Genomic DNA, 23,208 nt, shown 5'->3' with positions numbered 1-23,208 from the left:
CTTTATACACTCAGTTTATTCAATAAGTTCGAAAAATCCTTATTAAAAATAGTAGTCGATCCCGTTTCATCGTGCAACTACGTACGCAAGTCAATCCGCCCTTATGTTTTCAGCGAATCAGTCGTTTATGCCAATCTCCACGTGTCAACTACCTAGTACTTGACCTCACCAGGTGCTCCGTTTCGTTCACATGGAGAACGTCCCAACGTCCTTGCGCTCGGTACACCAACTGCGTCACTCCTGTGTTTTCAATGACCGTCACCCCTGTTCCCAACTCCCCGTTCGTCACACGGTGCAGGAAAGCGTTAATGCTCCCGCCGTGACTGACGGCCACCACATTTTGGCCCGAATGTTTGCGCGCTAAATCAGTCAAGCCGTTAAATACACGCCCTTGCAAATCGGCAAACGTTTCAATTCCGTACACCCCTCCTGCCCGCCGAACGTGCAGCTGATCAGGGTAGCGCTCGTTAATTTCTTCCACTGTCAAACCTTCCCATTCCCCATAGTGGCGTTCGCGCAAAGCTGGCATCTTTTGCACGTTCAGACGGTGATACTGGGCGATCTTTTCCGCCGTTTGCCGGGCACGGCTGAGATCGCTGGCGTAAACGGCGTCGAGCTGGACGTTCTGCAGATAGCGGCCCAGTTTTTCCGCTTGCTCGAGCCCCTTTTCATTTAACGGAATATCTGTATGTCCCTGGCAGCGTCTCTCCACATTCCACACGGTCTCGCCATGGCGAACTAAAAACAAGTGCATTTACTCTGTTCCCTCCGCTCCGATCAATTGAAATTCCCGTTCTTTGGCGTCCCACGACCACTCTAACGTTTGGGCGAGGTCATCCTCTCCATTGTATATGTCGACGACCAACAGTTCTGCATAACGTGCCACTTGGCCGGGTATCACTGTAATTTCGTAGTGATGGTGTTCGTCAGGTGCGCTTAACAGGTGATCCTCTCTGTCAAAAACGCCTGATGCTTCGCCGTGCACGACCTTCTCCCCGTTCCGGTCAAGAAGGACAAACTCGGCCACTCGGCCATTGTATATGGAGGTGGCATCCAGCGCCTCCTCGCCTTCCGCTTCCACCGCCAGCACGCAGTGGGCATTTGCCGTTGAAGGATAGCGGTAGATGATCTTCGGGTGATCCAACCACTTTTCCAACGTTTGGTTTAACGCTTGTTCGGACAGGCGTCTGTCGAGCGCCGCCGTGTTCACGGTGTACACATAAGGTGTGACGGGCTGACCGTCTACTGCCGTATAAACCATAATGGAGACACGATCTGTCCCTTGCGGGTGAATTGCCCACGTGTATTCGTGGACAAACGTTTGGTCAGTGTTCAAAGGGGTGCTGTCATTGACGACAATCCACATCTGCCCGTCTTGATTGCTGACCTCAACGCGAAACGTCTCCTCCTCCACGCCGAGGTGAAAGCGAAACATATTTCCTTCCGCTCCCTGCTGCTCAAAAACGCCGCTTGTTTGCTCATTGACGACCGGCGGGACTTTAATCCGGTAACCCATATCGAGGGACTCTTGGGCGGCGGTCAGCAAGTCGTGACTGACGGAGTCGCTTTTTAACAAACGGTCGGCACTGGGCACAAACGCTTCGTATGCGACACTGTTCGTCAAAGTGTCGTGAACTTCCACGATGTACCCTTCTTGAGCCGCGTCGTAAATGATCGTGGCGACGTAATCGCCTTCGTAACTGTAGCCAAGTAAGTACGGCTTCTCGGATGTATATGCTTCAAATCCGTCCGCGAACACTAGCGTCTTCAATTGTGAGACTTCCTCGTACGCATACGGTCGAAACGGCTCACTTTGTTCCTCGGGCATTTTACCGACCGCTGCTGTTGGCTGTTCGGTCTGCGGATCGGCACCGGCCTCGGATGCCGTCTGGCAACCCGACAGCAGACCGATCAGGATGAGAAACAAAACACGCCGCCCCACATCGAACATCAGCCGTTCTCCTTTCACTGAACAAAAGCGGATCAGGGCTCTCTCCCCTACTATCTTAACGGATTATCGGCCACACGGCTACTAGATCATCTGACAGATGAGATCCGGCAGACGGTCTCGACTTTTTGTGATATAAAAGCCTCTCACAATATTAAAATTTTAGCAATAAGTAGGGAATTCGAACTTGATGTCAAATGAATATAAGCATGATAAAATTTGCCAGGAGTGGAAGTCGTATGGAAATGGATCGGATTGAATTCGGCGCTTTAATTCGTAAACGGCGGAAAGAATTGGGACTGACTTTGAACGATCTGGCGAACAGTCAAGTGTCGGTCCCGACCCTCAGTAATATCGAAAGGGGGGTCGTCTACAACGTCAGTGAGGAGAAACTGACTTACATCATGGAGCGGCTGGGGTTAACGAAGGAAGACATCGAGGAGATGGCCCGAAAAACGAAGCAAGAAGAGCAGCGCCTCGCAGCGAGAATATCCGTTGCCCGCCACCTCATCCAACTCAAACTGTACGATGAAGCACGGAGAGCACTAAGCCAGCTAGAAAAAGACGAGCTTGACGATTTTCCGTATTACAACATAAGTGTCCAATTGCAAAAAGGAATCTTATACCGCAAACGACAGCAGTGGGGTCGGGCCAAACGGGCCTTGCAAAGCGTGATCCGCATGGCGCAAGAATCGAACGTGAAGCACAAACAGAACCTCGTAGCGGAAGCGAACTACTTCTTGTCAATTTGCGCATTTTACGGGGATCAAGATTACAAAAAAGCCATTGAGTACGCTGATCAAGCGTTGGACGCTTTTCAAGAAGACAAAGAAAACCTGTATTTTAAAGGACAGATTTTACACGACAAAGCAACGTATTGTTACCACTTAGAACGGTACGGCACGGCGTACAAGTATGTGCTCGAAGCGCAAAAAGTAAGTGCGCAAACGTATGATATACGGTTGTTAATCCTGGAATATAATTTGGAAGGATTGATCCTCTCCGAGCAGCAGATGTACGACAACGCCATTCAAACGCTTGAAAAGGCCATTGCCCTTTCACGAAAGTACTACCCTGTACCGGATACGGCCAGTTTGCTGTATTTAAATCTGGCAGAAATGTATTGCCGCTCCAAAGCGTTTGACGAAGCAATACGTTGTCTCGATATCGCACACAAATTGTGTCAAATGACCAAAGACCAAAACATACTGGCCATCATTTACTATTTGTACGGAGTGGTTTATTACGAAACACAAGAATTAGACAAGGCTAAAACGTACGCAACAAAGGCGACAAAGCTGGCAGAAAAATTCGAACTCACGTCAGAGTACTTGCAATTACTTGAACTTAAGGCGAAGATCGCCCTCGAGTGTCGGTCGGAAGACATTAAAGAAGTTAGCCAGGAAGGCATTCAACTTGCAGACAAAACAAATTTATTCGACAAAAAAAAGGAATTCCACTACATCTTAGCTAAATATTATGTGCCCATGCTCCGGGATCAAACAGTTGCACCCCAGAAGACCCAATTGAACAGTCCGTGCAAAAACCTTATTCGTGAGGGGAACATTCAGAGGCGTGACGCCCCTCTTTTTTGTCGGATTGGACATACCGCGCTTGTATAAGGTAGCATAGGAACCGACAGATACCTAACAGAAACGAAAGAAGGCAAAAAAGAGTGGACACGCACTTGTTGGAAGTCAGCGAGTTAACAGGCGGGTATGACGTGAGGCGCCCCGTTATTCGCGACGTATCTTTTTATGTCGACAAACGTGAAATCGTCGGATTAATCGGCATGAACGGAGCCGGAAAAAGTACGACGATCAAGCACATTTTAGGTTTAATGCAGCCGACGTCCGGGCTCATCACACTCAACGGGAAGACGATCGATGAAGACCAGGCGGGATTCCGCTCCCAGGTGGCGTACATCCCGGAAACACCGCAACTGTATGCCGAATTGACGTTGTTTGAGCACTTGGAACTGACCGCGATGGCTTACCAATTAGATGAGCAGACATTTAGAACGAGGGCAGAGGAGTTACTGGAAGAATTCAACATGCAGAAGATGGCGAAGTGGTTTCCGAGCACATTTTCCAAGGGGATGCAACAAAAGGTCATGATCATGTGTGCGTTGCTCGTGAGGCCGGCCCTCTTAATCGTAGACGAACCCTTCGTCGGACTCGATCCTTTGGCCACCCGTTCGCTGCTCACCCTTTTCGAGCAACTGAAACAACAAGGAACCGGCATCCTCATGTCGACACACATTTTAGGCACGGCGGAAAGGTACAGTGACCACTTTGTGCTGCTGCATGAAGGGCGGGTGCGGCTGAAAGGGACACTGGCGCAAATGCGCGATCAAGCCGGAATTCCCGACGGCAGTTTGGAAGATCTCTTCATTGAGATGGCAAAGGAACATCCGGCATGACGGACGCACGGGACCTCTTCTATAGCCGGTTGGCCGCCTCCTGGGCCAAAGGGTTGCGCTACTTTCTGCTCATCGCCGGAAACGGCGGCATGCCGGTTCTCCTCGTACTGTCCGGGATTTTACTTTATGACGCCTATGCCGCCTTTTTGAGCTGGCTGCCTGAATCGTTCCCCGCCTACGTCCTGATTGCCGCTTTCATCTCCGCTGTGCTGACCAAGACGTCCGTCCGCACATTCATCAGACAACCGGACGTCGTTTTCCTGTTGCCGCTGGAACATCACATGGGAGCTTACTTCCGCGCCAGCCTGATCTACAGTGCCGTCGTGCAGGTTGTGTTCACCGCCGTCGCCATGGGATTACTGCTGCCCCTTTACCGCGTTCGAATCGGAGATGAAGCGAGCTTCGCGGTTTCCCTCGCCTTCGTCGCCATCTTTCAACTGTGGAATGTCTACGCCTACTGGCAAGAGTTGAGGCTTACCCACGGACGCGGCAAGCACATCGCCTTTCGCTTTGCCGTCAATGTGCTGTTGACCGGGACGCTCTTTTACGGCGGCCCCCACCCGCTGTACACGTTAATGGCCGCATTCATGCTGCTCTTGGCCACTGTGCACTACAGCCGTCTCACCCAGGGAGGGCGCTTCCCGTGGTACCGCCTCGTCGATTTAGAGCGGAAAAGGCGCAACACTTTGTACGCTTTAACGGGCTTTTTTGTCGATGTGCCCCACTTGCAACAACAAGTGAAAGTTCGTCCGTGGCTCGCGCCTCTGTTAAGCCGGATCCCTTTCGGACAAAAGAACACCTACCTTTACGTGTACGCGCGGACATTTGCTCGCAGCGGAGATTACTGGAGTCTCTACGTCCGACTGACGATCGTCACAGCGGTCGTCATGGCGTTCGTCCCCAATGTGTACGCCGTTCTCGCCGCGTACGTAATCGGCCTCGTCCTCACAGGGGTGCAGCTTCCCGGAGTGGCGAAGAAGCACGCCCATTCCATCTGGTTCAAGGTGTATCCCCTCGACGTCCAGAGCCGAATGAACGGCTTAACTCGCCTCGTGTTTGCGCTGCTCGCCGTACAGAGTGTGCTGCTGGCGTTCGCCGGTCTCCTGAGTACAGCGTCCTTGAAGTTCACAGCCGCCCTCCTCGCTGTTGGGTGGGTGTTCAGTTACGTGTTCAGTTACGTGTACCTGCCCTCGCGGCTGCATCCATCACGGTAGACGGTTTTCACTTCGCCACATGCGGTTCGCCCTTTCGTAGTCGCGCGGGGTGTCGATGTCGAATAAAATCATACAATCGTCTACCGGAAGAGCGTACACGTCGTCCATGTCGTCAATCAGCCGTTTGGCACCCTGGTCACCGCCCAGGCCGGTAAAGTCCATCTGCTGTACATGCCCGAAAAAAACGGGGTGTCCCGGCACTGACCGGAAGTGGGGACGGACGACAAACGGGCGCTGTCGCGCCTCTCCCTGCCTCACACCTTCGTCGTAAACAGTGTGAATCGTCTCTTCCATAATGAACGGCTGATCACCTAAGAACACCATCACGTGGTGACTCTTTACAGCTTCCATTCCCCTTTGCAAAGAGAGGCTCTGCCCCTGTTTGTAACTTTGATTCACCACCCAGCGGAACCTTTTGTCTGAAAAGGCAATATGGCGGCGGATCGACTCTGCATCACACCCGATCACGGCCACGACTTCACGGAAAGAAAACCGCCCTACCTTCTGCATGACGCGTTCCAGGAGCGGGCGTCCGCCGAGGTCGAGGAGCGGCTTTGTCCGTCCCATCCGAACAGACGCCCCCGCCGCCAAAATCAACGCAGCTACACTGTTCACACCAGTTTTCACCTTTTCTCTGCAGACTGATAAAGTGGAGCCGAATCGCGTTGGGCGCGCAAATGGCGTCCGCTCTTCCCGTGTTTTACGGCGATCATTTCCGACACGATGCTGACGGCGATTTCGTCAGAACCTTCTGCGCCGATATCGAGCCCGACGGGATTGTACAGCCGGGAGAGTTCCTTTTCCGTGAACGCCACCCCTTCCTCCCGCAACGATTGAAGTAGGCGCTTGCACCGCTTTCGCGGCCCGAGCAGTCCGACGTAAGGGGCATCAGACTCGAGGGCAAAGCGGAGGCACGCCCGATCTCTGTCCAGGTGGTGGTTCATGATCACGACGAACGTCCGGCGGTCCGGTCGAACCCTGTCTTCCAAGTGTTCCGGACGCGTCAACACAATGTGAGCCCCGGGGAACCACTCCGCTGTGGCGAAAGCCTCCCGCTGGTCGACCACCGTCACGCGAAAGCCGCTTTGCCGGGCAAACGACGCCACTGGAATGGCATCGTGTCCTGCACCAAAAATCATCACTTCCGGAGAGGGGACGTGCACATCGAGGAAGACGGTGACGTTTTTCCCGTGCAAGGCAAACGGATGCGCCTCCGATTTCGGGTCAATCTGCAACCACTTCTCTCTGGCTTTTTCCACAACTGCGTCGTCTAGCTCCCGGCTCCCGAGGCTCCCGCACCTGTCCCCGCCTTCAGAGACAAATAGCCGGCTTCCCGCCTCCACGTCCTTGTCCTCTGCTTGCAACACTGTCGCCAACAACCCCGGGCGGTCGAGCTTCACACAGTCGATCCAAGCGTTAAGCGCCGCTCGACTCACACTTCATCCCCCTCTGGAAGAGGTTCGATGTACAAGTGCACTGTGCCGGGGCACCCTAACCCTAACCCCCACACCGTTTCTTCGTCCATGTCGTACTGTTTGAACTGTGGCACTTGTTCCTTTATGACCTGTACGGCCGTTTCCGCCACATCCGGTTCCAGACAACCGCCGGAAATGACTCCCGTCGTCCGACCGTCCTCGTCGATGAGCATTTTGGCCCCTTCTCTGCGGTACGCTGACCCCGTGACAGATACGACAGTGGCAAGGGCTGTCCGCTTTCCGTTTTGTCGCGCTCGTTCCAACGCTTCAACGATCTCCCTGTTTTCCTTCAACCGGAATCCCCCTTCCTCAAACGTTGAGCAAGTTGATTGAAAGACGTCGCATCGTCTGCCGCAGCAAAGACATCAATATAAGGTAGCGCCGCTTGCATCCCCCGCGCTTTCGGCTCGTATCCGGGGACAGCCGCCAGCGGATTCAGCCAAACGACACAATGGACCCGCCGTTTAAGGGCACGCATCGCCCGCCTGAGCCTGTCCGGGTCTCCGCTGTCCAGACCGTCACTGAATACGACAGCGACTGTGTCCACTGGCGAGAGCCGGAAACCGACATCGCGCATCACCCGGGCAAGGGCGTCGCCGATTCGCGTCCCGCCGCCCCATTCTGCGCCGAGTTCCGCGAGGGACGGCATTTGCGGCAGGCGGACGGCCTTCAGTGCCGGTGTGACCCGTCGCACCTCTGTCGAGAAGACGTACAGTTCCGTATGCGGGATCAAGCGGGACAAAGCAAACGAAAACTGCAGAAACACTCCCGCGTACGGCGCCATCGATCGGCTGCCGTCACACACGAGCACGAAGCGCACCGTTTGCTTCTTGTAACCGGACCTGGCAGGATCGACGGGGAGCCCTCCGGTACTGAGACTGCGCCGCATCGTTCTGCGCAAGTCAATCCGGTGTCCCTTCGGCCTCGGGGTGAGGCGCCTTCCGGTCATGAGACGCATCTGTTTGACGACGTGACGGGCGGCTTGCCACACATGCGTGAACTGTTCATCCGGAACGCGGACCGTCGTCCTTTCGGCTCCCTCGGCTTGACTCTGTCGCAACGCCTGTAAAAAGGAGCGTTTTTCCGACCCGGTCGAGTTTTGCGGACGTATCGAAGCAGCAGCGTGTCTTTCGCTTCCTTCCACTTTTGCCCCGTCTTTCGTTGATCCATTTTCCCCTTCCCGATCAAGGAGATTCTCTTCCCGGTCTTTCCCTTGCCGACGGGCACGCGATTGACCGCCATTCGGCCTCCCTCTCCCTTCCCGGAAGAACGCGGCAAACAGCGCATCGAAGGCATCGTACTCTTCCCGCGTCGAACAGAGCACCGCCCGCAAACCGACACGCACTTCCGTTTCGTCGGACAAATCGAGGACATCCAGGGCGCGGAAGACTTCCGCAGTTTCCGCCGGAGTGACGGAAAAACCTTTTCGCCGCAAGTCGTGAACAAAACGGATGAGACATTCTGACACCTTGCAGGCGGTTTCCTCTCTCTGCATCACGTGATCTCCTGCAAAATGTCCCGTTTTTCTTCGATCAGTTTCCAGTCGTCGCGATCTTTGGCGACACAGCCGAGCGTCCTTACAATGCCGTCCTCCCTCTCTTCGCCCGGATCAAGGGCCATGAGCGCCCGTGCCCAGTCGAGGCTTTCCGCGACCCCCGGCGGTTTGTTTAGCGGCAACTTGCGCAGCTTGTTCACGGCGCGGACGACGCGCTCCGCCAAACGTTCGTCGATCCCCGGCACTTTCGCGCTGAGGATGTCTTTCTCTTTTTGTACATCGGGATAGTCGATCCACTCATACAGACAGCGGCGGCGCAACGCGTCGCTCAAATCACGGGTGCGGTTGGACGTCAAGATGACGTAAGGTTTATGTTTTGCCCGAACGGTGCCAAATTCAGGAATCGTCACTTGGAACTCACCCAGTATTTCCAGCAAAAACGCCTCAAAGGCCTCGTCGGCCCGGTCGATCTCATCAATGAGTAAGACGGGCGGCCGTTCATCTTCCAGCAGGGCGTCGAGGAGGGGACGCCGCAATAAAAACGCCTCACTGAAAATGTCTGGCGCCTGTATAGCCGACTGTTCGCTCAAACGTATGTGCAGCATTTGTTTCGCGTAGTTCCATTCGTACAGCGCCGTGTTAGCGTCCAACCCTTCGTAACACTGCAGGCGAATCAGCTTGGTGCGCAATACGGTTGCGAGCACTTTCGCCAGTTCGGTTTTTCCGACCCCGGCCGGTCCTTCGACGAGGAGCGGCTTTTCCAGTTCCATGACGAGATGCAAGGTGATGGCTGTCGCACGATCCGCAATATACCCTTGTTTCCGAAAAGCTTCTTGTATGGATTGCATCGCTCAGCTCCTTACGGCATGGACGCTCATGTCCACTCAGTCACCGCTATGTCCACATCCCAACAGTTGTGATTTTTTTGGACAACCTCTTTCCGCGACCGTCCCGTGTCACATTGTTCAGATCCTGTCTTGAAAGTACATGTGCCAAGCGTCTGACGCCGGCACATGTCGTGATTCATAGTGGGAAAAAGCGTTTCATCGCTGGTACTAAGCGGTACGGAGAAGCTGTCCAAAAGACCAGTTATCCTGTTCGTTGATAGAGTTGCTGGTGCCGCTGACGGCATGGGATCTAAGCGCTCCGGCACCAGAACACGATATGACACGGGGCGAGGCAAATCTCACAAGGCAGCCGCTCTACAAAGAAAGTCCTGCATGCAGGTTGCCTCAGATGTGCCCCGAATCAGACGGGGCCAGCTATTTCCTAACGCTCACAACAAAAGCTTTTTAAGCGCCCGCTCTGTATAGACAACACACAGGTGGCGGCGGTACTCTTCCGAGGCGAACAAGTCACTGCCCAGTTCCACGCCTTCCGCCGCTTTTGCGGCGGCCGTTTGAATGAGCGCTTCCGTCGGCACGTTTCCGATGAGTGCCTGCTCCACCTGTTCGGCACGAAAGGCGACGTCACCGACACCGGCTACCCCGATTCTGGCATAGTCGACGGTTCCGTCGTCTGACTGGCTGACGGCGGCGGCAACGCCGACAACAGCATATCCCGTCGCCGGGTGCGGATATTTTAAGTACGTGCTTTTAGCACCTGTCGGAGGGATGGCGAACGAGACAGACGTTAAAATGCTGTTTTCAGGAATGGCCGTTATTAACGGGCCGATGAAAAACTCGTCTGCTGAGAAACGTTCGTCTCCGTCCTCTCCTCTCGCGTTGATCTTTGCGTCAAAGGCGACGGCGAGGGCAGGGAGGTCGGAAGCCGGATCGGCGTGGGCAATGTTGCCGCCGACGGTGCCGCGGTTGCGGACTTGGATGTCGCCGATCTGTGCCGCCGCTTCAGCTAGCGCGGGCAAAGTCCGCTGTACGAGTGGATCTTTGGCCACTTCAGCGTGGGTCGTCAAGGCGCCGATTTCAAGGCGATCTCCCTTCTGCCGCATCCCTTTCAATTCCGGGATACGGCCGATATCAATCAACTTGTCGACTGTCGTCAGGCGCATTTTCATCAAAGGCAACAAACTGTGCCCTCCGGCGAGCACTTTGGCTTCTCCGCCGCTTTCGGCAAGCAGTCGTATCGCCTCGTCTACCGAACGGGCCCGCGTGTACTCAAAAGCGCTGGCAATCACTGTGCAACCCTCCCTCTTTTGAGGACGTTCCATATTTTCTCCGGTGTGAGGGGCATCTCCAGCTCTTTGACGCCGAACGGCTTCAGCGCGTCGATGACAGCGTTGACGACCGCCGGTGTCGCCGCGATCGTGCCGGTCTCACCGATTCCTTTGACACCAAGGGGATTGACGGGAGAAGGCGTTTCGGTGAAGGCCGTTTCAAATTTCGGGAAAAAGCGCGCTTTCGGCATCGCATAGTCCATGAACGTCCCGGACAAGAGCTGACCTTGCCCATCGTATACGGCTCCTTCCCACAGAGCCTGTCCGATTCCCTGGACAATGCCCCCGTGCACTTGCCCTTCGGCGACCATCGGGTTGATGACCGGCCCGGGGTCGTCCACAGCCAAATAGCGCTTGATCTCGATTTCGCCCGTCTCACTGTCAATCTCCACGACGCACGCGTGGGCGCCGAAAGGGTACACGAAGTTGTCAGGGTCGTAAAACGCCTGGGCTTCCAGCGACGGCTCCATGCCCTCCGGCAAGTTCCACGCCACAGACGCCTGCAACGAGACATCGGCAAACGACATCGCTTTGTCCGGTACGCCTTTTACCTGGAAGGCCCCATCGCGAAAGTCGAGATCCTCTTCCGCCACTTCCAAGGCGTGGGCGGCAATCTTTTTCGCCTTTTCCAGCACCCGGTCTGCGGCGATGGCAATGGCGGTCCCCCCGACGGGCGTCGTCCTGGAGCCGTACGTCCCCCAGCCCATGGAGATGCGGTTCGTGTCCCCGTGAATCACCTCGATATCTTCCGCCTGGATGCCGAACTTGTCAGCCACGATTTGGGCAAACGTCGTTTCCTCGCCCTGGCCGTGGGGAGAAGTCCCCGTGAAGACGGACACTTTCCCTGTCGGGTGGACGCGGACGGTCGCACTTTCCCACAGTCCCCCCTGGAACCCGACGGCCCCTGCCACCTTTGACGGTCCAAGGCCGCAAATTTCGACGTACGTGGAAAAGCCGACGCCGAGGTACTTGCCCTGCTGCCGTGCCCGCTCTTGTTCTTCCCGGAACTTGTCGTAATCGAGCATGTTGAGCACTTTGTCCAATGCGCCTTTGTAATCCCCGCTGTCGTACTGTAACCCGAGGGCGTTGTCATACGGGAATTCGTCTTTTTCGATTAAATTGCGGCGCCTGATCTCCACCGGGTCCATCCCGATCTCCTCGGCAAAAAGGTCCACCATGCGCTCAATGAGATACGTCGCTTCCGGGCGCCCCGCCCCGCGGTAAGCGTCCGTCGGCGTCGTGTTCGTAAACACACCGTACGTGTCGACCTGTGCCTGCCGGATTTTGTACGGTCCCGGAGTGATCAACCCGAACAAAATGGTCTCCACGCCGGGTGCCGCCGTGGACAAGTACGCGCCCATGTTGGCGATGTTCTTTATTTTGAGCGCTTCCAACGTGCCGTCGCGCTTCCCGGCCAGTTCCACGTCTAAAATGACATCTCTGCCGTGGGACGTGACAGTGAAGTGTTCACTGCGATCTTCCGTCCACTTCACGGGACGGCGCAGTTCGCGTGCAGCAAAGCCGACGAGCGCTTCGTCCGGATAGACGGCGATCTTACTGCCAAATCCGCCCCCGACGTCCGTGGCGACAATCTGCAGCTTCGATTCCGGTATCCCGAGCACCCCGGACAAAATAAAGCGGTGGATGTGCGGGTTTTGCGAGGTGCACCAGATCGTCATCTCGCCGCTCGCCGGATTGTAACGCGCAGCGGCGGCACGCATTTCCATCGGATTCGGAATGAGCCGCTGCTGGCGGAAACGTTGTCGCACGACGACTTCCGCCTTCTCGAACACGTCATCTGCCACTTCGCCCGCACGCCAGTGGTACGCCAGGTTGTTCGGCACGTCCTCGTGCAATAGGGGAGCTGTGTCGGCCATCGCCTTCTCCTGATCGACGACGACCGGCAGCGGTTCGTACTCCACTTCGATCAGATCGAGTGCGTCTCTCGCCGCATAGCGGTCTTCCGCGATCACCATCGCCACGGCATCCCCGACATAGCGCACTTTGTCCACTGCGAGGGCAGGGTGGGCCGGTGTCTGTATGTTCGAGTCCGGCGGGAGCCACGCCGTCGGGATCGGTTCCATTTTCCCTTGCACATCTCGTCCCGTGTAGACGGCGACAACGCCGTCGGCTTGTTTCGCTTTGGACGCGTCAATGGATTTAATGTGCGCGTGGGCGTGGGGACTGCGAAGCATCACAGCGTACAACGCGTTGCTGAACCGAATGTCGTCAGTGAAGCTGCCGTTTCCTGTAACGAGACGGGGGTCCTCCCTCCGTTTCAACGGAGTGCCGAAGATGTTCGCCATTTTCAGTCTCCCTCCTTTACATCACCAGCGGTAACGGGTTGTTTCTCCCTTTCGCCATCGGCCATCTTGTCCGCAGCATACTGAATCGCCCGTACAATGTTTTCGTACCCGGTGCAGCGGCAAATGACCCCTTCCAGCCCTTGGCGAATCTCTGCTTCACTGGGACGAGGATTGTGTTTCAGCAAATCGACGGCGGTCATCATGACGCCGGGTGTACAAAAGCCGCACTGCAGCCCGTGTTTTTCCCAAAATCCCTCTTGTACCGGATGCAAGTCGTCCACGTCTCCGAGCCCTTCAACGGTCGTCACCTCACAGCCGTCTGCCTGTACGGCCAGGACAGTACACGACTTGACGGCCTCTCCGTTCAACAAAACTGTGCACGCCCCGCACTGACTCGTGTCACAGCCGATGTGAGTGCCCGTGAGATCAAAGTGATCCCGCAACGCGTGTACGAGCAGTGTACGCGGCTCGACCTGTGCTTGCATCCTCACTCCGTTCACCGTCACACTGATCTGAACCGTCGGTTTTTCCAATCTCGACACCTCCCGATCATTTAAGCAGACTGTCGTATTTGAGACGCCACTGCCTTGAAAAATTGTCCCAAGATGAGCTTGGCCACACTTCCCATCACGCGCTGACCGACTGACGCCAACACGCCTGTCACTTGGACGTCAGCCGCACACGACACCACCGTTTCTCCACTGTTCTCTTCTAACGTGATGCGAGCGTCAGCGTTCAATTCCCCCGGTTTTCCCTTTCCTTTGAGTACGAGACGATAAGATTCGGGGCGGGTTTGGTCGGACAGGCGGACCTGGCCGGTAAACGTCCCCTTCACGGGACCGATGTTGAGCCCGAGTTCAGCATCGTACGTATCTTCACTGACCCGTTCAAATTTGCGGCACCCAGGCAGCGATTTCCTGAGCACGTCCTCATTCTGCAAATGGTCCCACACCTGTTCTCTCTGCAGTGGAAATTCGTGTTGGTAATGAATGTGCAATGTCTTCACCACCTCCCGCTGTATGTCAATGTCCATCTTCCAAACATATCTATGCAAAAACTATGCCGATTTTTCCCCTTGTCTGATAGCACCTCTTACGGTATTGGGCGCTCCCTCAACCTGTTATCTGTTCCAATTTGGTGTTCCACTGGAACACTTGACCGGAACAAGAATGGAACATAGAATAGATTTATAAGATTCACGATTGCGAAGGGATTGACAGTATGGAAAAGAATGAACAGTTCGCCGACGATACATCCCTTTCACGTCGAGGAGACAAGCTTTCACCCTTTATGAAAACGAATTCAACAAGAACGCTGCGCTCTTTGGAGCAGCACGAGCAAACCGTCTGGGAATGCCCGAAAGCGCAAAACGTCTTGCGCCTCTCCCGCCGTATCGCCCGGACGGACGCATCCGTCCTCATTCAGGGAGAGACCGGAACCGGCAAGGAAGTTGTCGCCCGGGCCATTCACCGGGCAAGCGGCCGGAACGGACCATTCGTTCCAGTCAACTGCGGGGCGATTCCCGAATCGTTGGTCGCCGCTGAACTGTTCGGTTACGAAAAAGGCGCGTTCACTGGAGCCAGCCCGAGGGGGCACCGCGGCAAATTCATCGTGGCTGACAGAGGAACGCTCTTCCTGGACGAAATCGGCGAAATGCCCTACGCCTCACAAGTCGCCCTTTTGCGCGCGCTGGAAGACAAACGGATCACGCCCGTCGGCTCCAACAGGCCGACATCCGTCGACGTGCGCATCATTGCCGCCACCAACCGCAATCTCGTCCGCGACGTGAACGAGCGCCGCTTCCGTGCGGACCTGTACTACCGCCTGTGCGAGATCGAACTAACCCTCCCGCCCCTCCGGGAACGGGAAGACCTGTTCCCCCTGTCTGCACACTTTTTGCAGACGATCGCCCACGAACTGGGCGTCGAATCGCTGACACTGGAAGAAAAAGCGAAAGCCCGCATGAAAGAGTACGAATGGCCGGGCAACATCCGTGAACTCCGTCACACGCTGCGTCAAGCGGCTTACCAGGCCCTCTTCGGGCGCCAATCGACAACAATCCGCACCCAAGACCTTCGCTTCTCAGCACAACACACGAAACAACCGACGCTGTCTTACGACGAGGAATCCTTTCTCGAACGGCAAATTGTCAAAACCGGCGGAAACTTGTCCCAAACGGCGAAAAACGCCGGTATCGGAAGAACGACGCTGTACCGCAAACTCAACCGTTACCCCCGGCTGAAAGAAGTTCTGGACCATGTGAAAGGAAGGCGTGCATCCACTTCCCACACGTGATACAGTTGGTTTATAAAGGTAAAGGAGGGCAAGTCCATGAGCCGTGCGACCGTAACGGACACATTCAACCGCCCGCTCCAAGATCTGCGCATCTCCGTCACCGACCGCTGCAATTTCCGCTGTACCTACTGCATGCCACAGGAAATATTCGGGCCCGATTACCCGTTTTTAGCCCGGGACGAACTGCTCCGCTATGAAGAAATTACACGGATCGCCCGACTGTTTGCCTCTCTCGGCGTGCGGAAACTGCGCATCACGGGCGGCGAGCCCCTCATGCGGCGAGAACTGTACCGCCTCATTGCTCAACTGAAGACGATCGACGGGATAGAGGACATCGCGATGACGACGAACGGCAGTCTGCTGCCGCGGGAAGCCCAACGCCTGAAAGCGGCCGGTCTACAGCGGGTAACCGTCAGCCTGGACTCCCTCGACGACGAAACGTTCGGACGGATGAACGGAAGAGGAGTGAAAGTGGAGACGGTTCTGAACGGCATCGAGGCCGCCCGAGCAGCCGGTTTAACAGTCAAAATCAACATGCTCGTCAAACGGGGGACGAATGACGGCGAAATCGTCAGCATGGCCAGGTTCTTCCAGGGAACGGGTCACATTGTCCGCTTTATTGAATACATGGACGTCGGCAACACCAACGGTTGGAGGTGGGACGACGTCGTGACAAAAAAAGAAATACTGGCGCGCTTGCAAGCAGCATTCCCTCTAGAACCCGTAGAAGCGAATTACTACGGAGAGGTCGCTTCCCGCTACCGCAACAAGGAGACGGGGGATGAAATTGGCATCATTTCGTCCATATCCGACACGTTTTGCTCCTCGTGTACGCGGGCGAGACTGTCGGCCGACGGGCACCTCTACACGTGCCTGTTCGCCTCAGAAGGCACGAATTTGCGCGACCCCCTCCGCAGCGGGGCAACGGATGAAGAACTGTTGGCCATTATCCGCCGCACCTGGCAAACCCGCACCGACCGCTATTCGGCGGAGCGGTCAGCCGCACCGCAACCTCACCAGCACAAGAAAAAGATCGAGATGTCCTACATCGGAGGGTAGGTGTGAGAAGGGGATTCGCTTCAAAACAACCTTCTGCTCCGTACCAGAACTTAAAATTCATTTCAATTAAAAGAACGAGGCGCTGCATCAGCGAGTGCCACGGAAAAGCGCCACTCGCTGATGACCAGCGCCTTGTTAAAAGCGTCCCTGTCAGATGAACAGTTTGCCCGGTTCTTCTAAATAGTGGGCCACAGTCTGCAAAAACTGGGCCGCAGGAGCCCCGTCCACGACGCGGTGGTCGAACGAAAGGCTAAGGGGCATTTGTTGCACCGGCACCCATTGACGATCCTTCCATTCCGGCTGCGTCACGATTTTCCCCACACCGAGAATGGCAACCTGCGGCTGGTTAATAATCGGGGTAAACATCTCGATGCCGTAGCCGCCGAGGTTGCTAATTGTAAACGTCCCCCCTGACATCTCTTCCCCCGTCAACGATCGGCGGCGGGCTTTTGTCACTATTTCCCGGAACTGTCTGACGAGTTCGCCGATCCTCAACTGGTCCGCACGGCGCAGTACGGGGACCATCAGACCGTCGTCGGTCTGGACCGCAACGCCGATGTTCACATCGCGGTACCGGCGGACCGCGTCGTCTTCTACGCAAGCGTTCATCTCCGGGTGACGCCTTAACGCCCGGGCAGCGGCCAGGACGAGGAGGTCGTTGACCGACCATTTGTATCCCGACTCATCCCGAACCGCCTCCTCCCACTCCTGTTTGAATTGAAGGGCTGCGTCCATCGCCACCCAACGGTGCAACGTCACGTGCGGGGCTTGACGAACGCTCTGTACCATCCGGTCCGCGATCACTTTGCGAACCCCTTTTAACGGCACTTCTTCGTAATGCGCGGAACCCCCCCGGTCGTCAGAGGTTTCCGGCAACGGCACTTTGTCGCCGCGGACGACAGGCGTTTCGGAATCCCCGGGAGCCGTGTCCCCTACGATCCCTTGTCGTTTTCGCTGTGCCGCTTCCTCGACGTCGCGGGCTTGAATACGGCCGCGCGGTCCCGTTCCGAGGATGGTCTGCAAGTCGATGTGGTGGATACGCGCCAGCCGCCTCGCCGACGGCGTCGCCCGGACAAGGCCGTTCTTTTTGGTTAGTTCTTTTCCGTCCCCCTCCGTTTGCCCCGTTTGGTCAGGTGCCGTCGTTTGCGGCTCAACGGCCTCATGTTCTTCCGTTGCACGCGGTCTGCTATGAGCTGAAGGCGGGGACGGTACCGAATCGGGAACGTTTTCTCCCGCTTTGCCGATGTAACCGACAACCTGGTTCACCGGCACCGTCTCTCCTTCGTCGGCCAGCTTTTTTAACAGCACCCCGGCCTTTGGCGCTTCCACCTCAATGTTAATTTTATCGGTCATGACCTCAAATATCGGATCTCCTTGCTCGACTTCGTCACCTTCCTGCTTGAACCACTCCGTCAAAATGCCTTCTTCCATCGTCATACCGAGTTTCGGCATTAACAGCTCTTCTGCCATTTCTTTAGCCCCCTCACACCATCACGTCTCGTATCGCGGCTACGATGTTATCTTCACTGGGGATCACGTACTGCTCTAAGTGCGTGCTGAAAGGCATCGGGACTTCCCGGCCGGCCACGCGTTGAATCGGCGCATCCAAATAGTCGAACGCTTCGCTCTCGACGATGGTGCTGACAATTTCTCCGCCGTACCCCCCGCGTTTTACCGCTTCGTGGACGACGACGCACCGGCCGGTTTTGATCACCGATTGCACGATCGTCTCCTTGTCCAGCGGAACGAGGGTGCGCGGGTCGACAACTTCCACTGAAATCCCTTCTTTTTCCAAAGTTTCAGCTGCTTTTAACGCTTTGTGCACCATCATCGCTGTCGCGACAACGGTCACATCGCGTCCTTCGCGCTTGACGTCTGCCTTGCCCAGCGGGATGACGTAATCTTCTTCCGGCACGCGGCCTTTCGTATTGTACAGCAGTTTGTGTTCATAAAAGACGACGGGGTTGTCATCGCGAACCGCCGCTTTAAGCAGACCTTTGACATCGTAAGCGGTGGACGGTTGCACCACCTTCAGTCCGGGAACGTGTGCCACCCAGGCCTCCAAGCTTTGGGAGTGTTGTGCAGCGGCACCGGTCCCGCCGCCGGACGGTGTACGGACCACCATCGGAACTTTTGCTTTTCCGCCAAACATGTAGCGCATTTTTGCCGCTTGGTTGACGAGCTGGTCCATGCCGATGGTGATAAAGTCGGAAAACTGCAGTTCGGCTATCGGGCGCATCCCGGTGACAGCCGATCCAGCAGCAGCCCCTACGATTGCCGCTTCCGAAATCGGGGTGTCGCGAATGCGTTCCGGGCCGAACTCCTCCAACAAGCCGCGGGAGACCCCGAAAGCTCCGCCGTATACCCCGATGTCTTCACCCATCATGTAGACGTTCGGGTCCCGGTTCATTTCCTCTCGGATCGCTTCGCGCACTGCTTCGCGATAAGTGATGGTTCGCATCGTTTTTTTCTCTCCTTTACGCGTAAACATCTTGCTCGATTTCTTCCGGATTCGGCCGTTCACTTTCCTCGGCAAACTTTACGGCGTCCTCAATTTTTTGCTGCGCCGCACTTTCAATGCGCCTGAGATCCCCTTCTTCCATCTGACCAGACTCTTTTAAATGCGTTTCTAAGCGGCGGATCGGGTCTTTCGCCCGCCACTCTTTTTCTTCTTCCCGGGTCCGATATTTTTTCGCATCGCTTTTCGAGTGGCCTTTCCAGCGGTACGTCTTGCACTCGATCAACGTCGGCCCCTCCCCCGCCTTGGCGCGCGCGATGGCTTCTTTCACACTGGCGTACACGTCGAACAAGTCGTTGCCGTCTACCACTGTCCCGGGAATGCCGTACGCGGCCCCCCGCTCTGCAATGTCTGCGATGGCAAACATGTCTTTCACAGAGCCTGACATGCCGTACTGGTTGTTCTCACAGATGAAGACGACCGGCAACTTCCAAATGGCAGCCAAATTGAGCGATTCGTGAAAACTGCCCTCGTTTGCAGCACCGTCACCGAAAAAGCAGAGGACGACATTGTCCCGCTTCTGCATGTGAAGGGTTAACGCCGCCCCTGTCGCAATCGGAATGCCCCCGCCGACAATCCCGTTCGCCCCGAGGTTTCCAGTCGAGACGTCGGCAATGTGCATCGAGCCTCCCTTCCCTTTGCAGTAGCCCGTCTCCTTGCCGAGAATTTCCGCCATCATTTTGTTCACGTCGGCTCCTTTGGCGATGCAGTGGCCGTGGCCCCGGTGGGTACTCGTAATGTAATCGTCGTCGGTCAAGTCCGCACAGGCTCCCACCGCCACTGCCTCCTGTCCGACATACAAGTGGGTCGTCCCGTGGATGAGTCCTTTCGCAAACATTTCGTCAATTTTTTCGTCAAAATAGCGGATGAGCCACATCTGTTCTAACAGTTCCGGCAGACGTTCGTCAGGCAGTGCCGATTGTGCCTTCACAACACATCATCTCCTTTAACGTCGAATACTTGATCCTGCAAGCGGCGCAAGTGCACAATGAACGAGCCGTCATTTAACAGCACATCGTCGTAAGTCAACACGTCACCTTGGCGGACATCCCGTTTCAGCTTTGTGCGGCTGTCGATGAGTCCGACGGGGAGGGCGTTGGCCTTTTTGGCGTCCTCTAAAGTTTGCAGTTGCCCGTAAAACGTGTACCCGCCAATCCCGTCTAAATACTGCCCTGACGCCAAATCTCTCTTGGCGACCGCAACAGTTTCGGCTACGGGCGCACCGAGCGGAGCAATAGTCGGCTCACCGAGCATGACGGCCCGGGCGGCGGAAAGGGGCGTTTCCAGACTAGTCAAATGGAACGGGCGGTACAAGGTGAAGTGGGGACCGTCCCCCATCTTTAAGTACTGCATTTCCCGCCGCACTTCTTCCTGCTCCGATGTGACGACGGCAAAAACACCTGGCGCCACGCCCTTTACATAATCGACGACCCCTCTTCGGGACAAAATGCCGCCGTCTTCCTTTAAGGTAAACACCCGGCTCAATTCTTCCAGTGTGGCGGACGGGCCGTGCATCCCGGCCCGATCCGGTACGAATCCCGTTGCATTGGCGACACAGTTCATTTCCACCATTGTCTTCGTTCCGTCCTGAAAGGACGCTAACATTTTCGGGTTCGCGCCTTTCGCTTTCGCCTCTTCCTTCACTGTGTCAGGGTTGGCGTCAAGGCGCATCGGGTTGTTTTTGCCTTTTCCGAGGGCTATGATCTCAAAGCCGATGGCGGCTGCAAAATCGTGCAGTTCCATGATCGCGGCCGGCTCGTCCCCAGCGGCACCGGAGTACACAACTCCGGAACTTTGCGCCAACTTATTCAAAATGGGCCCGACAGTGACGTCCGCCTCCACATTCAACATGACGATGTGCTTGCCGTTTAGAATGGCGTGGTAAGCGACCTTCGCCCCGATTTCCGGCACGCCCGTCGCATCGATCACCACGTCGACCATTGGAAGATTGAACACGATGTCTGCGTACTCGGTTGCGACCCAGCGTCCTTTTTCTACTGCCGTTGTCGCTTGGCTCAGCCGGTTGCACCGTTCAATTCGGTCAGCGGGAATGCCGGCATTCAAGTACGCGGCTGCAGCGTTTTCCGGCACAATGTCACACACCGCGACGACTTCCATCCCCTTCATCTGTTGAATCTGCGCCACCATGCCGCGCCCCATCTGTCCCGCACCGACGAGGCCCACCTGGACCGGTTTCCCGTCCTTCTCCCGCTTAGCCAACCATTTGTTCATTCCCAGCACGGTATCTCTCCTCTCGCAATTAAAGGTATCTTTTTATTTGCACGACCGTCCCGACGGCCACATTCGGCACCGCTTTTCGCTCCAGATGAATCGTCCCTGGAAGCGACGGACGGTCACATCCATCGAATTTAAACGTAACGTGCCCGAGCTCCGCCAACGTCCGGTTGGCTTCGTCGCCGATGGCCGTAATCCGGTATTGTTCTTGGTCAAAAAGGACAACATCTCCCAATTGCAAGGGGACTGACAACTCGCCGGAAGAATGCAGGACACATATGTCGCGCAGTTCAGGCGGAGCGTCTTCGTTGAACAAGACCATCATCTCCTCTTCGGCAAAGAGAGGCACTTCTTTTCCCACTTCAGTCACTTTTACCGTGTACAGCGGTTGGACTACTTGATCGATCACGCTATGGCTCCTTCCCTACGAAATTTAGTACAGCCCAAAACTTAAGAAGTACGCAATGACGACAGCGAGAGGACCGGTGATTTGCCGGGAAATGAGAACTGCCGGCACACCGATTTCGATCGTCTCTGGCTTCGCTTCCCCGAGGGTCAACCCGACGGGGACAAAGTCACATCCAACTTGCGGGTTGATGGCGAACAGCGCCGGCAACGCCAGGTGGGGCGGAATGTTGCCGCGGCCGATTTCCACCCCGACGAGGACCCCCACCACCTGGGCAATGACCGCTCCAGGTCCGAGCAAGGGTGACAAGAGCGGCAACGAGGCAATGACAGAGATGATGAGCATCCCAATTAAATTGCCGGCCAACGGTTGAATGACGTGGGCAATCCAGTCCCCAATCCCTGTAAATGTAATGATCCCGATAAGCATACTGACAAAAGCCATAAAGGGAATAATATTTTTGATCACTTGCTCAACCGTTTCCCGTCCGGCTTGATAAAATACTCCGACGACTGAACCCATCGCCCGCCCGATTCGTTCGACGATATTTCCTTTCGAGGTCTTCCCAGTCAATGCGGCCGCTTTTTGTTTTGCCTCTTCTTTTAACGCTTGCGCCGACCGGCTCTCCAAAGGCGGGATGTTCATCGGCTCCTCGCTAACATCCGCTCCTTCTCTCTCGCCTTCCACTACTGAAATGTTTTCCACCTTGACCCCGGATACGAAATTGTCCTCGTTGATGTATTTCATCAGCGGTCCAGAAGGCGAAGCTGGTGTAACATCCACTGTCAACACGCCCATTTTCGGATACACCCCGCAACGGGCGGTGCCGCCGCAGTCGATGACGACGCACGCCATTTCGTGCGACGGGACAGACTGTTTAAACCCGTCCCGTGCCTCAGCGCCCGTCAGTTCTGCAATGCGCTCAGCAACTGGATGAATGCCCCCTCCGGTCACAGAGACAATGTATTTCTTCTGCTCGTTTGGTTCTACGATCAAATGTTTGCCCCAACCGCTAGCCCCTTTTTCAACCTTCACTTTACGGTACATGTGCTCAAACCTCCCTTAAACCGAAGCCTGTGACTCGGCTTGGCTGGCATTCGCCTTTTTTAACTTTTCCCGTCTAATCATGTAAGCTGTAATCCATTCCGTCACAATGCCGCGCAACAGGATGATCAAAATGCCGACTAAGAAGTAACGGAGCGCCAATGGGCCGAGGGACAGTCCCAGCTGTTGAATTCCTTCTGCAATCCCCAAGTAGACGAACAGTTCGGCTGCATTGGCGTGGGGGAACAGCCCTGTTATCGGATGAACGAAAGAGACGGCCGAGTCGTAAAATGCCGGCTTTTGTCTTTCGGGCAAAAACTTTCCGAACGTGTAAGCCATCGGATTGGTCAAGAAAAACACAGCCAAAATGGGAAAAACCGTATAACGGAGAATGATGTTCTTCGTACAAAAGCGCGCAACTCTGTAGACCCGCTCCTCCCCTACAAACTTGACGAAAGCATTCACTGCAGTAATCAAACAGATTAAAGTCGGTAAAATACCCGTGAACAACCCGACAAACTGCTCTCCTCCTGCTTGAAACATGCCGATAAACCCTTCGGCTAACTGGACAAAGAAATCCATGTGTCGTTCCTCCCTCGTTAAAATGTGTGTGTGAGC

Annotated in this window: 23 protein-coding genes; 5 read left to right on the top strand and 18 right to left on the bottom strand. The window is 55.6% G+C overall.

Going from position 1 to position 23,208, the window contains the following annotated elements:
* Nucleotides 1–148 precede the first annotated feature (148 nt).
* Together B0W44_RS10660 and B0W44_RS10655 are read right to left on the bottom strand one after the other, a co-directional pair.
* The gene (locus B0W44_RS10660; protein WP_077720022.1) at nt 149–754 is read right to left on the bottom strand and encodes a histidine phosphatase family protein; all 606 of its coding nucleotides are present in this window, start codon (nt 752–754) and stop codon (nt 149–151) included.
* The gene (locus B0W44_RS10655) at nt 755–1,951 is read right to left on the bottom strand and encodes a hypothetical protein (RefSeq protein WP_077720021.1); all 1,197 of its coding nucleotides are present in this window, start codon (nt 1,949–1,951) and stop codon (nt 755–757) included.
* 236 nt (nt 1,952–2,187) lie between these two features.
* Between B0W44_RS10655 and B0W44_RS10650 the strand changes: the two genes are divergently transcribed.
* From B0W44_RS10650 to B0W44_RS10640, 3 genes are read left to right on the top strand one after another with little or no spacing between them, the layout of a single operon-like run.
* The gene (locus B0W44_RS10650) at nt 2,188–3,570 is read left to right on the top strand and encodes a helix-turn-helix domain-containing protein (RefSeq protein ID WP_169835533.1); all 1,383 of its coding nucleotides are present in this window, start codon (nt 2,188–2,190) and stop codon (nt 3,568–3,570) included.
* Between the two features lie 53 nt (nt 3,571–3,623).
* Nucleotides 3,624–4,370, top strand: a complete 747-nt coding sequence (locus B0W44_RS10645) for an ABC transporter ATP-binding protein (RefSeq protein ID WP_077720019.1) — start codon at nt 3,624–3,626, stop codon at nt 4,368–4,370.
* Entirely contained in the window at nt 4,367–5,584 is a 1,218-nt protein-coding gene (locus B0W44_RS10640) for an ABC transporter permease (protein ID WP_077720018.1), read from the top strand. Before B0W44_RS10645 ends, B0W44_RS10640 begins: the two co-directional genes overlap by 4 nt.
* On the opposite strand, the gene B0W44_RS10635 is transcribed toward B0W44_RS10640, so the two are convergent.
* The 9 genes from B0W44_RS10635 to B0W44_RS10595 all read right to left on the bottom strand — a co-directional run bounded on the left by B0W44_RS10635 (nt 5,576) and on the right by B0W44_RS10595 (nt 14,066).
* Entirely contained in the window at nt 5,576–6,211 is a 636-nt protein-coding gene (locus B0W44_RS10635) for a nucleotidyltransferase family protein (protein WP_169835532.1), read from the bottom strand. The two genes, B0W44_RS10640 and B0W44_RS10635, sit on opposite strands and share 9 nt — an antisense overlap.
* Nucleotides 6,208–7,020, bottom strand: a complete 813-nt coding sequence (locus B0W44_RS10630; RefSeq protein WP_077720016.1) for an XdhC family protein — start codon at nt 7,018–7,020, stop codon at nt 6,208–6,210. Before B0W44_RS10630 ends, B0W44_RS10635 begins: the two co-directional genes overlap by 4 nt.
* The gene (locus tag B0W44_RS10625) at nt 7,017–7,352 is read right to left on the bottom strand and encodes an XdhC family protein (RefSeq protein ID WP_077720015.1); all 336 of its coding nucleotides are present in this window, start codon (nt 7,350–7,352) and stop codon (nt 7,017–7,019) included. Before B0W44_RS10625 ends, B0W44_RS10630 begins: the two co-directional genes overlap by 4 nt.
* Entirely contained in the window at nt 7,349–8,554 is a 1,206-nt protein-coding gene (locus tag B0W44_RS10620) for a vWA domain-containing protein (protein ID WP_077720014.1), read from the bottom strand. The genes B0W44_RS10625 and B0W44_RS10620 overlap by 4 nt, the downstream gene beginning before the upstream one ends.
* Entirely contained in the window at nt 8,554–9,402 is an 849-nt protein-coding gene (locus tag B0W44_RS10615) for an AAA family ATPase (RefSeq protein ID WP_077720013.1), read from the bottom strand. Before B0W44_RS10615 ends, B0W44_RS10620 begins: the two co-directional genes overlap by 1 nt.
* A gap of 428 nt (nt 9,403–9,830) precedes the next feature.
* Nucleotides 9,831–10,688: an FAD binding domain-containing protein gene (locus B0W44_RS10610; RefSeq protein ID WP_077720012.1), complete on the bottom strand. Its 858-nt coding sequence runs from the start codon at nt 10,686–10,688 to the stop codon at nt 9,831–9,833.
* Entirely contained in the window at nt 10,685–13,033 is a 2,349-nt protein-coding gene (locus tag B0W44_RS10605) for a xanthine dehydrogenase family protein molybdopterin-binding subunit (protein WP_077720011.1), read from the bottom strand. Before B0W44_RS10605 ends, B0W44_RS10610 begins: the two co-directional genes overlap by 4 nt.
* A gap of 2 nt (nt 13,034–13,035) precedes the next feature.
* Entirely contained in the window at nt 13,036–13,566 is a 531-nt protein-coding gene (locus B0W44_RS10600; protein WP_149026985.1) for a (2Fe-2S)-binding protein, read from the bottom strand.
* Between the two features lie 20 nt (nt 13,567–13,586).
* Complete coding sequence (locus B0W44_RS10595; protein WP_169835531.1) at nt 13,587–14,066, bottom strand: SRPBCC family protein; 480 nt, start codon at nt 14,064–14,066, stop codon at nt 13,587–13,589.
* Between the two features lie 188 nt (nt 14,067–14,254).
* On the opposite strand from B0W44_RS10595, the gene B0W44_RS10590 reads away from it, so the two are divergent.
* Nucleotides 14,255–15,328 (top strand): sigma-54 interaction domain-containing protein, encoded by a 1,074-nt coding sequence (locus B0W44_RS10590; RefSeq protein ID WP_077720009.1) that lies wholly within the window; start codon nt 14,255–14,257, stop codon nt 15,326–15,328.
* 36 nt (nt 15,329–15,364) lie between these two features.
* A complete protein-coding gene (moaA, locus tag B0W44_RS10585) occupies nt 15,365–16,387 on the top strand; it encodes a GTP 3',8-cyclase MoaA (RefSeq protein WP_077720008.1) in 1,023 nt (340 codons plus the stop codon).
* Between the two features lie 150 nt (nt 16,388–16,537).
* On the opposite strand, the gene B0W44_RS10580 is transcribed toward moaA, so the two are convergent.
* From B0W44_RS10580 to srlA, 7 genes are read right to left on the bottom strand one after another with little or no spacing between them, the layout of a single operon-like run.
* A complete protein-coding gene (locus B0W44_RS10580; protein WP_077720007.1) occupies nt 16,538–17,857 on the bottom strand; it encodes a dihydrolipoamide acetyltransferase family protein in 1,320 nt (439 codons plus the stop codon).
* A 13-nt stretch (nt 17,858–17,870) separates the two neighbouring features.
* The gene (locus tag B0W44_RS10575) at nt 17,871–18,848 is read right to left on the bottom strand and encodes an alpha-ketoacid dehydrogenase subunit beta (RefSeq protein ID WP_077720006.1); all 978 of its coding nucleotides are present in this window, start codon (nt 18,846–18,848) and stop codon (nt 17,871–17,873) included.
* A 16-nt stretch (nt 18,849–18,864) separates the two neighbouring features.
* Nucleotides 18,865–19,836 (bottom strand): pyruvate dehydrogenase (acetyl-transferring) E1 component subunit alpha, encoded by a 972-nt coding sequence (gene pdhA, locus B0W44_RS10570; protein ID WP_077720005.1) that lies wholly within the window; start codon nt 19,834–19,836, stop codon nt 18,865–18,867.
* Complete coding sequence (locus B0W44_RS10565) at nt 19,833–21,137, bottom strand: NAD(P)H-dependent oxidoreductase (protein ID WP_241389334.1); 1,305 nt, start codon at nt 21,135–21,137, stop codon at nt 19,833–19,835. The genes pdhA and B0W44_RS10565 overlap by 4 nt, the downstream gene beginning before the upstream one ends.
* A gap of 28 nt (nt 21,138–21,165) precedes the next feature.
* Entirely contained in the window at nt 21,166–21,549 is a 384-nt protein-coding gene (locus tag B0W44_RS10560; RefSeq protein ID WP_077720003.1) for a PTS glucitol/sorbitol transporter subunit IIA, read from the bottom strand.
* A 24-nt stretch (nt 21,550–21,573) separates the two neighbouring features.
* Nucleotides 21,574–22,593: a PTS glucitol/sorbitol transporter subunit IIB gene (gene srlE / locus B0W44_RS10555; RefSeq protein WP_077720002.1), complete on the bottom strand. Its 1,020-nt coding sequence runs from the start codon at nt 22,591–22,593 to the stop codon at nt 21,574–21,576.
* A 15-nt stretch (nt 22,594–22,608) separates the two neighbouring features.
* Nucleotides 22,609–23,172, bottom strand: coding sequence for a PTS glucitol/sorbitol transporter subunit IIC (gene srlA, locus B0W44_RS10550; protein ID WP_077720001.1), 564 nt, complete (start codon nt 23,170–23,172; stop codon nt 22,609–22,611).
* Between the last annotated feature and the right edge of the window lie 36 nt (nt 23,173–23,208).

The organism is Novibacillus thermophilus (assembly GCF_002005165.1).
Lineage (GTDB): Bacteria > Bacillota > Bacilli > Thermoactinomycetales > Novibacillaceae > Novibacillus > Novibacillus thermophilus.
The sequence above is the reverse complement of the archived record's forward strand: the minus strand, read 5'-3'. Positions and strand labels throughout refer to the sequence as shown.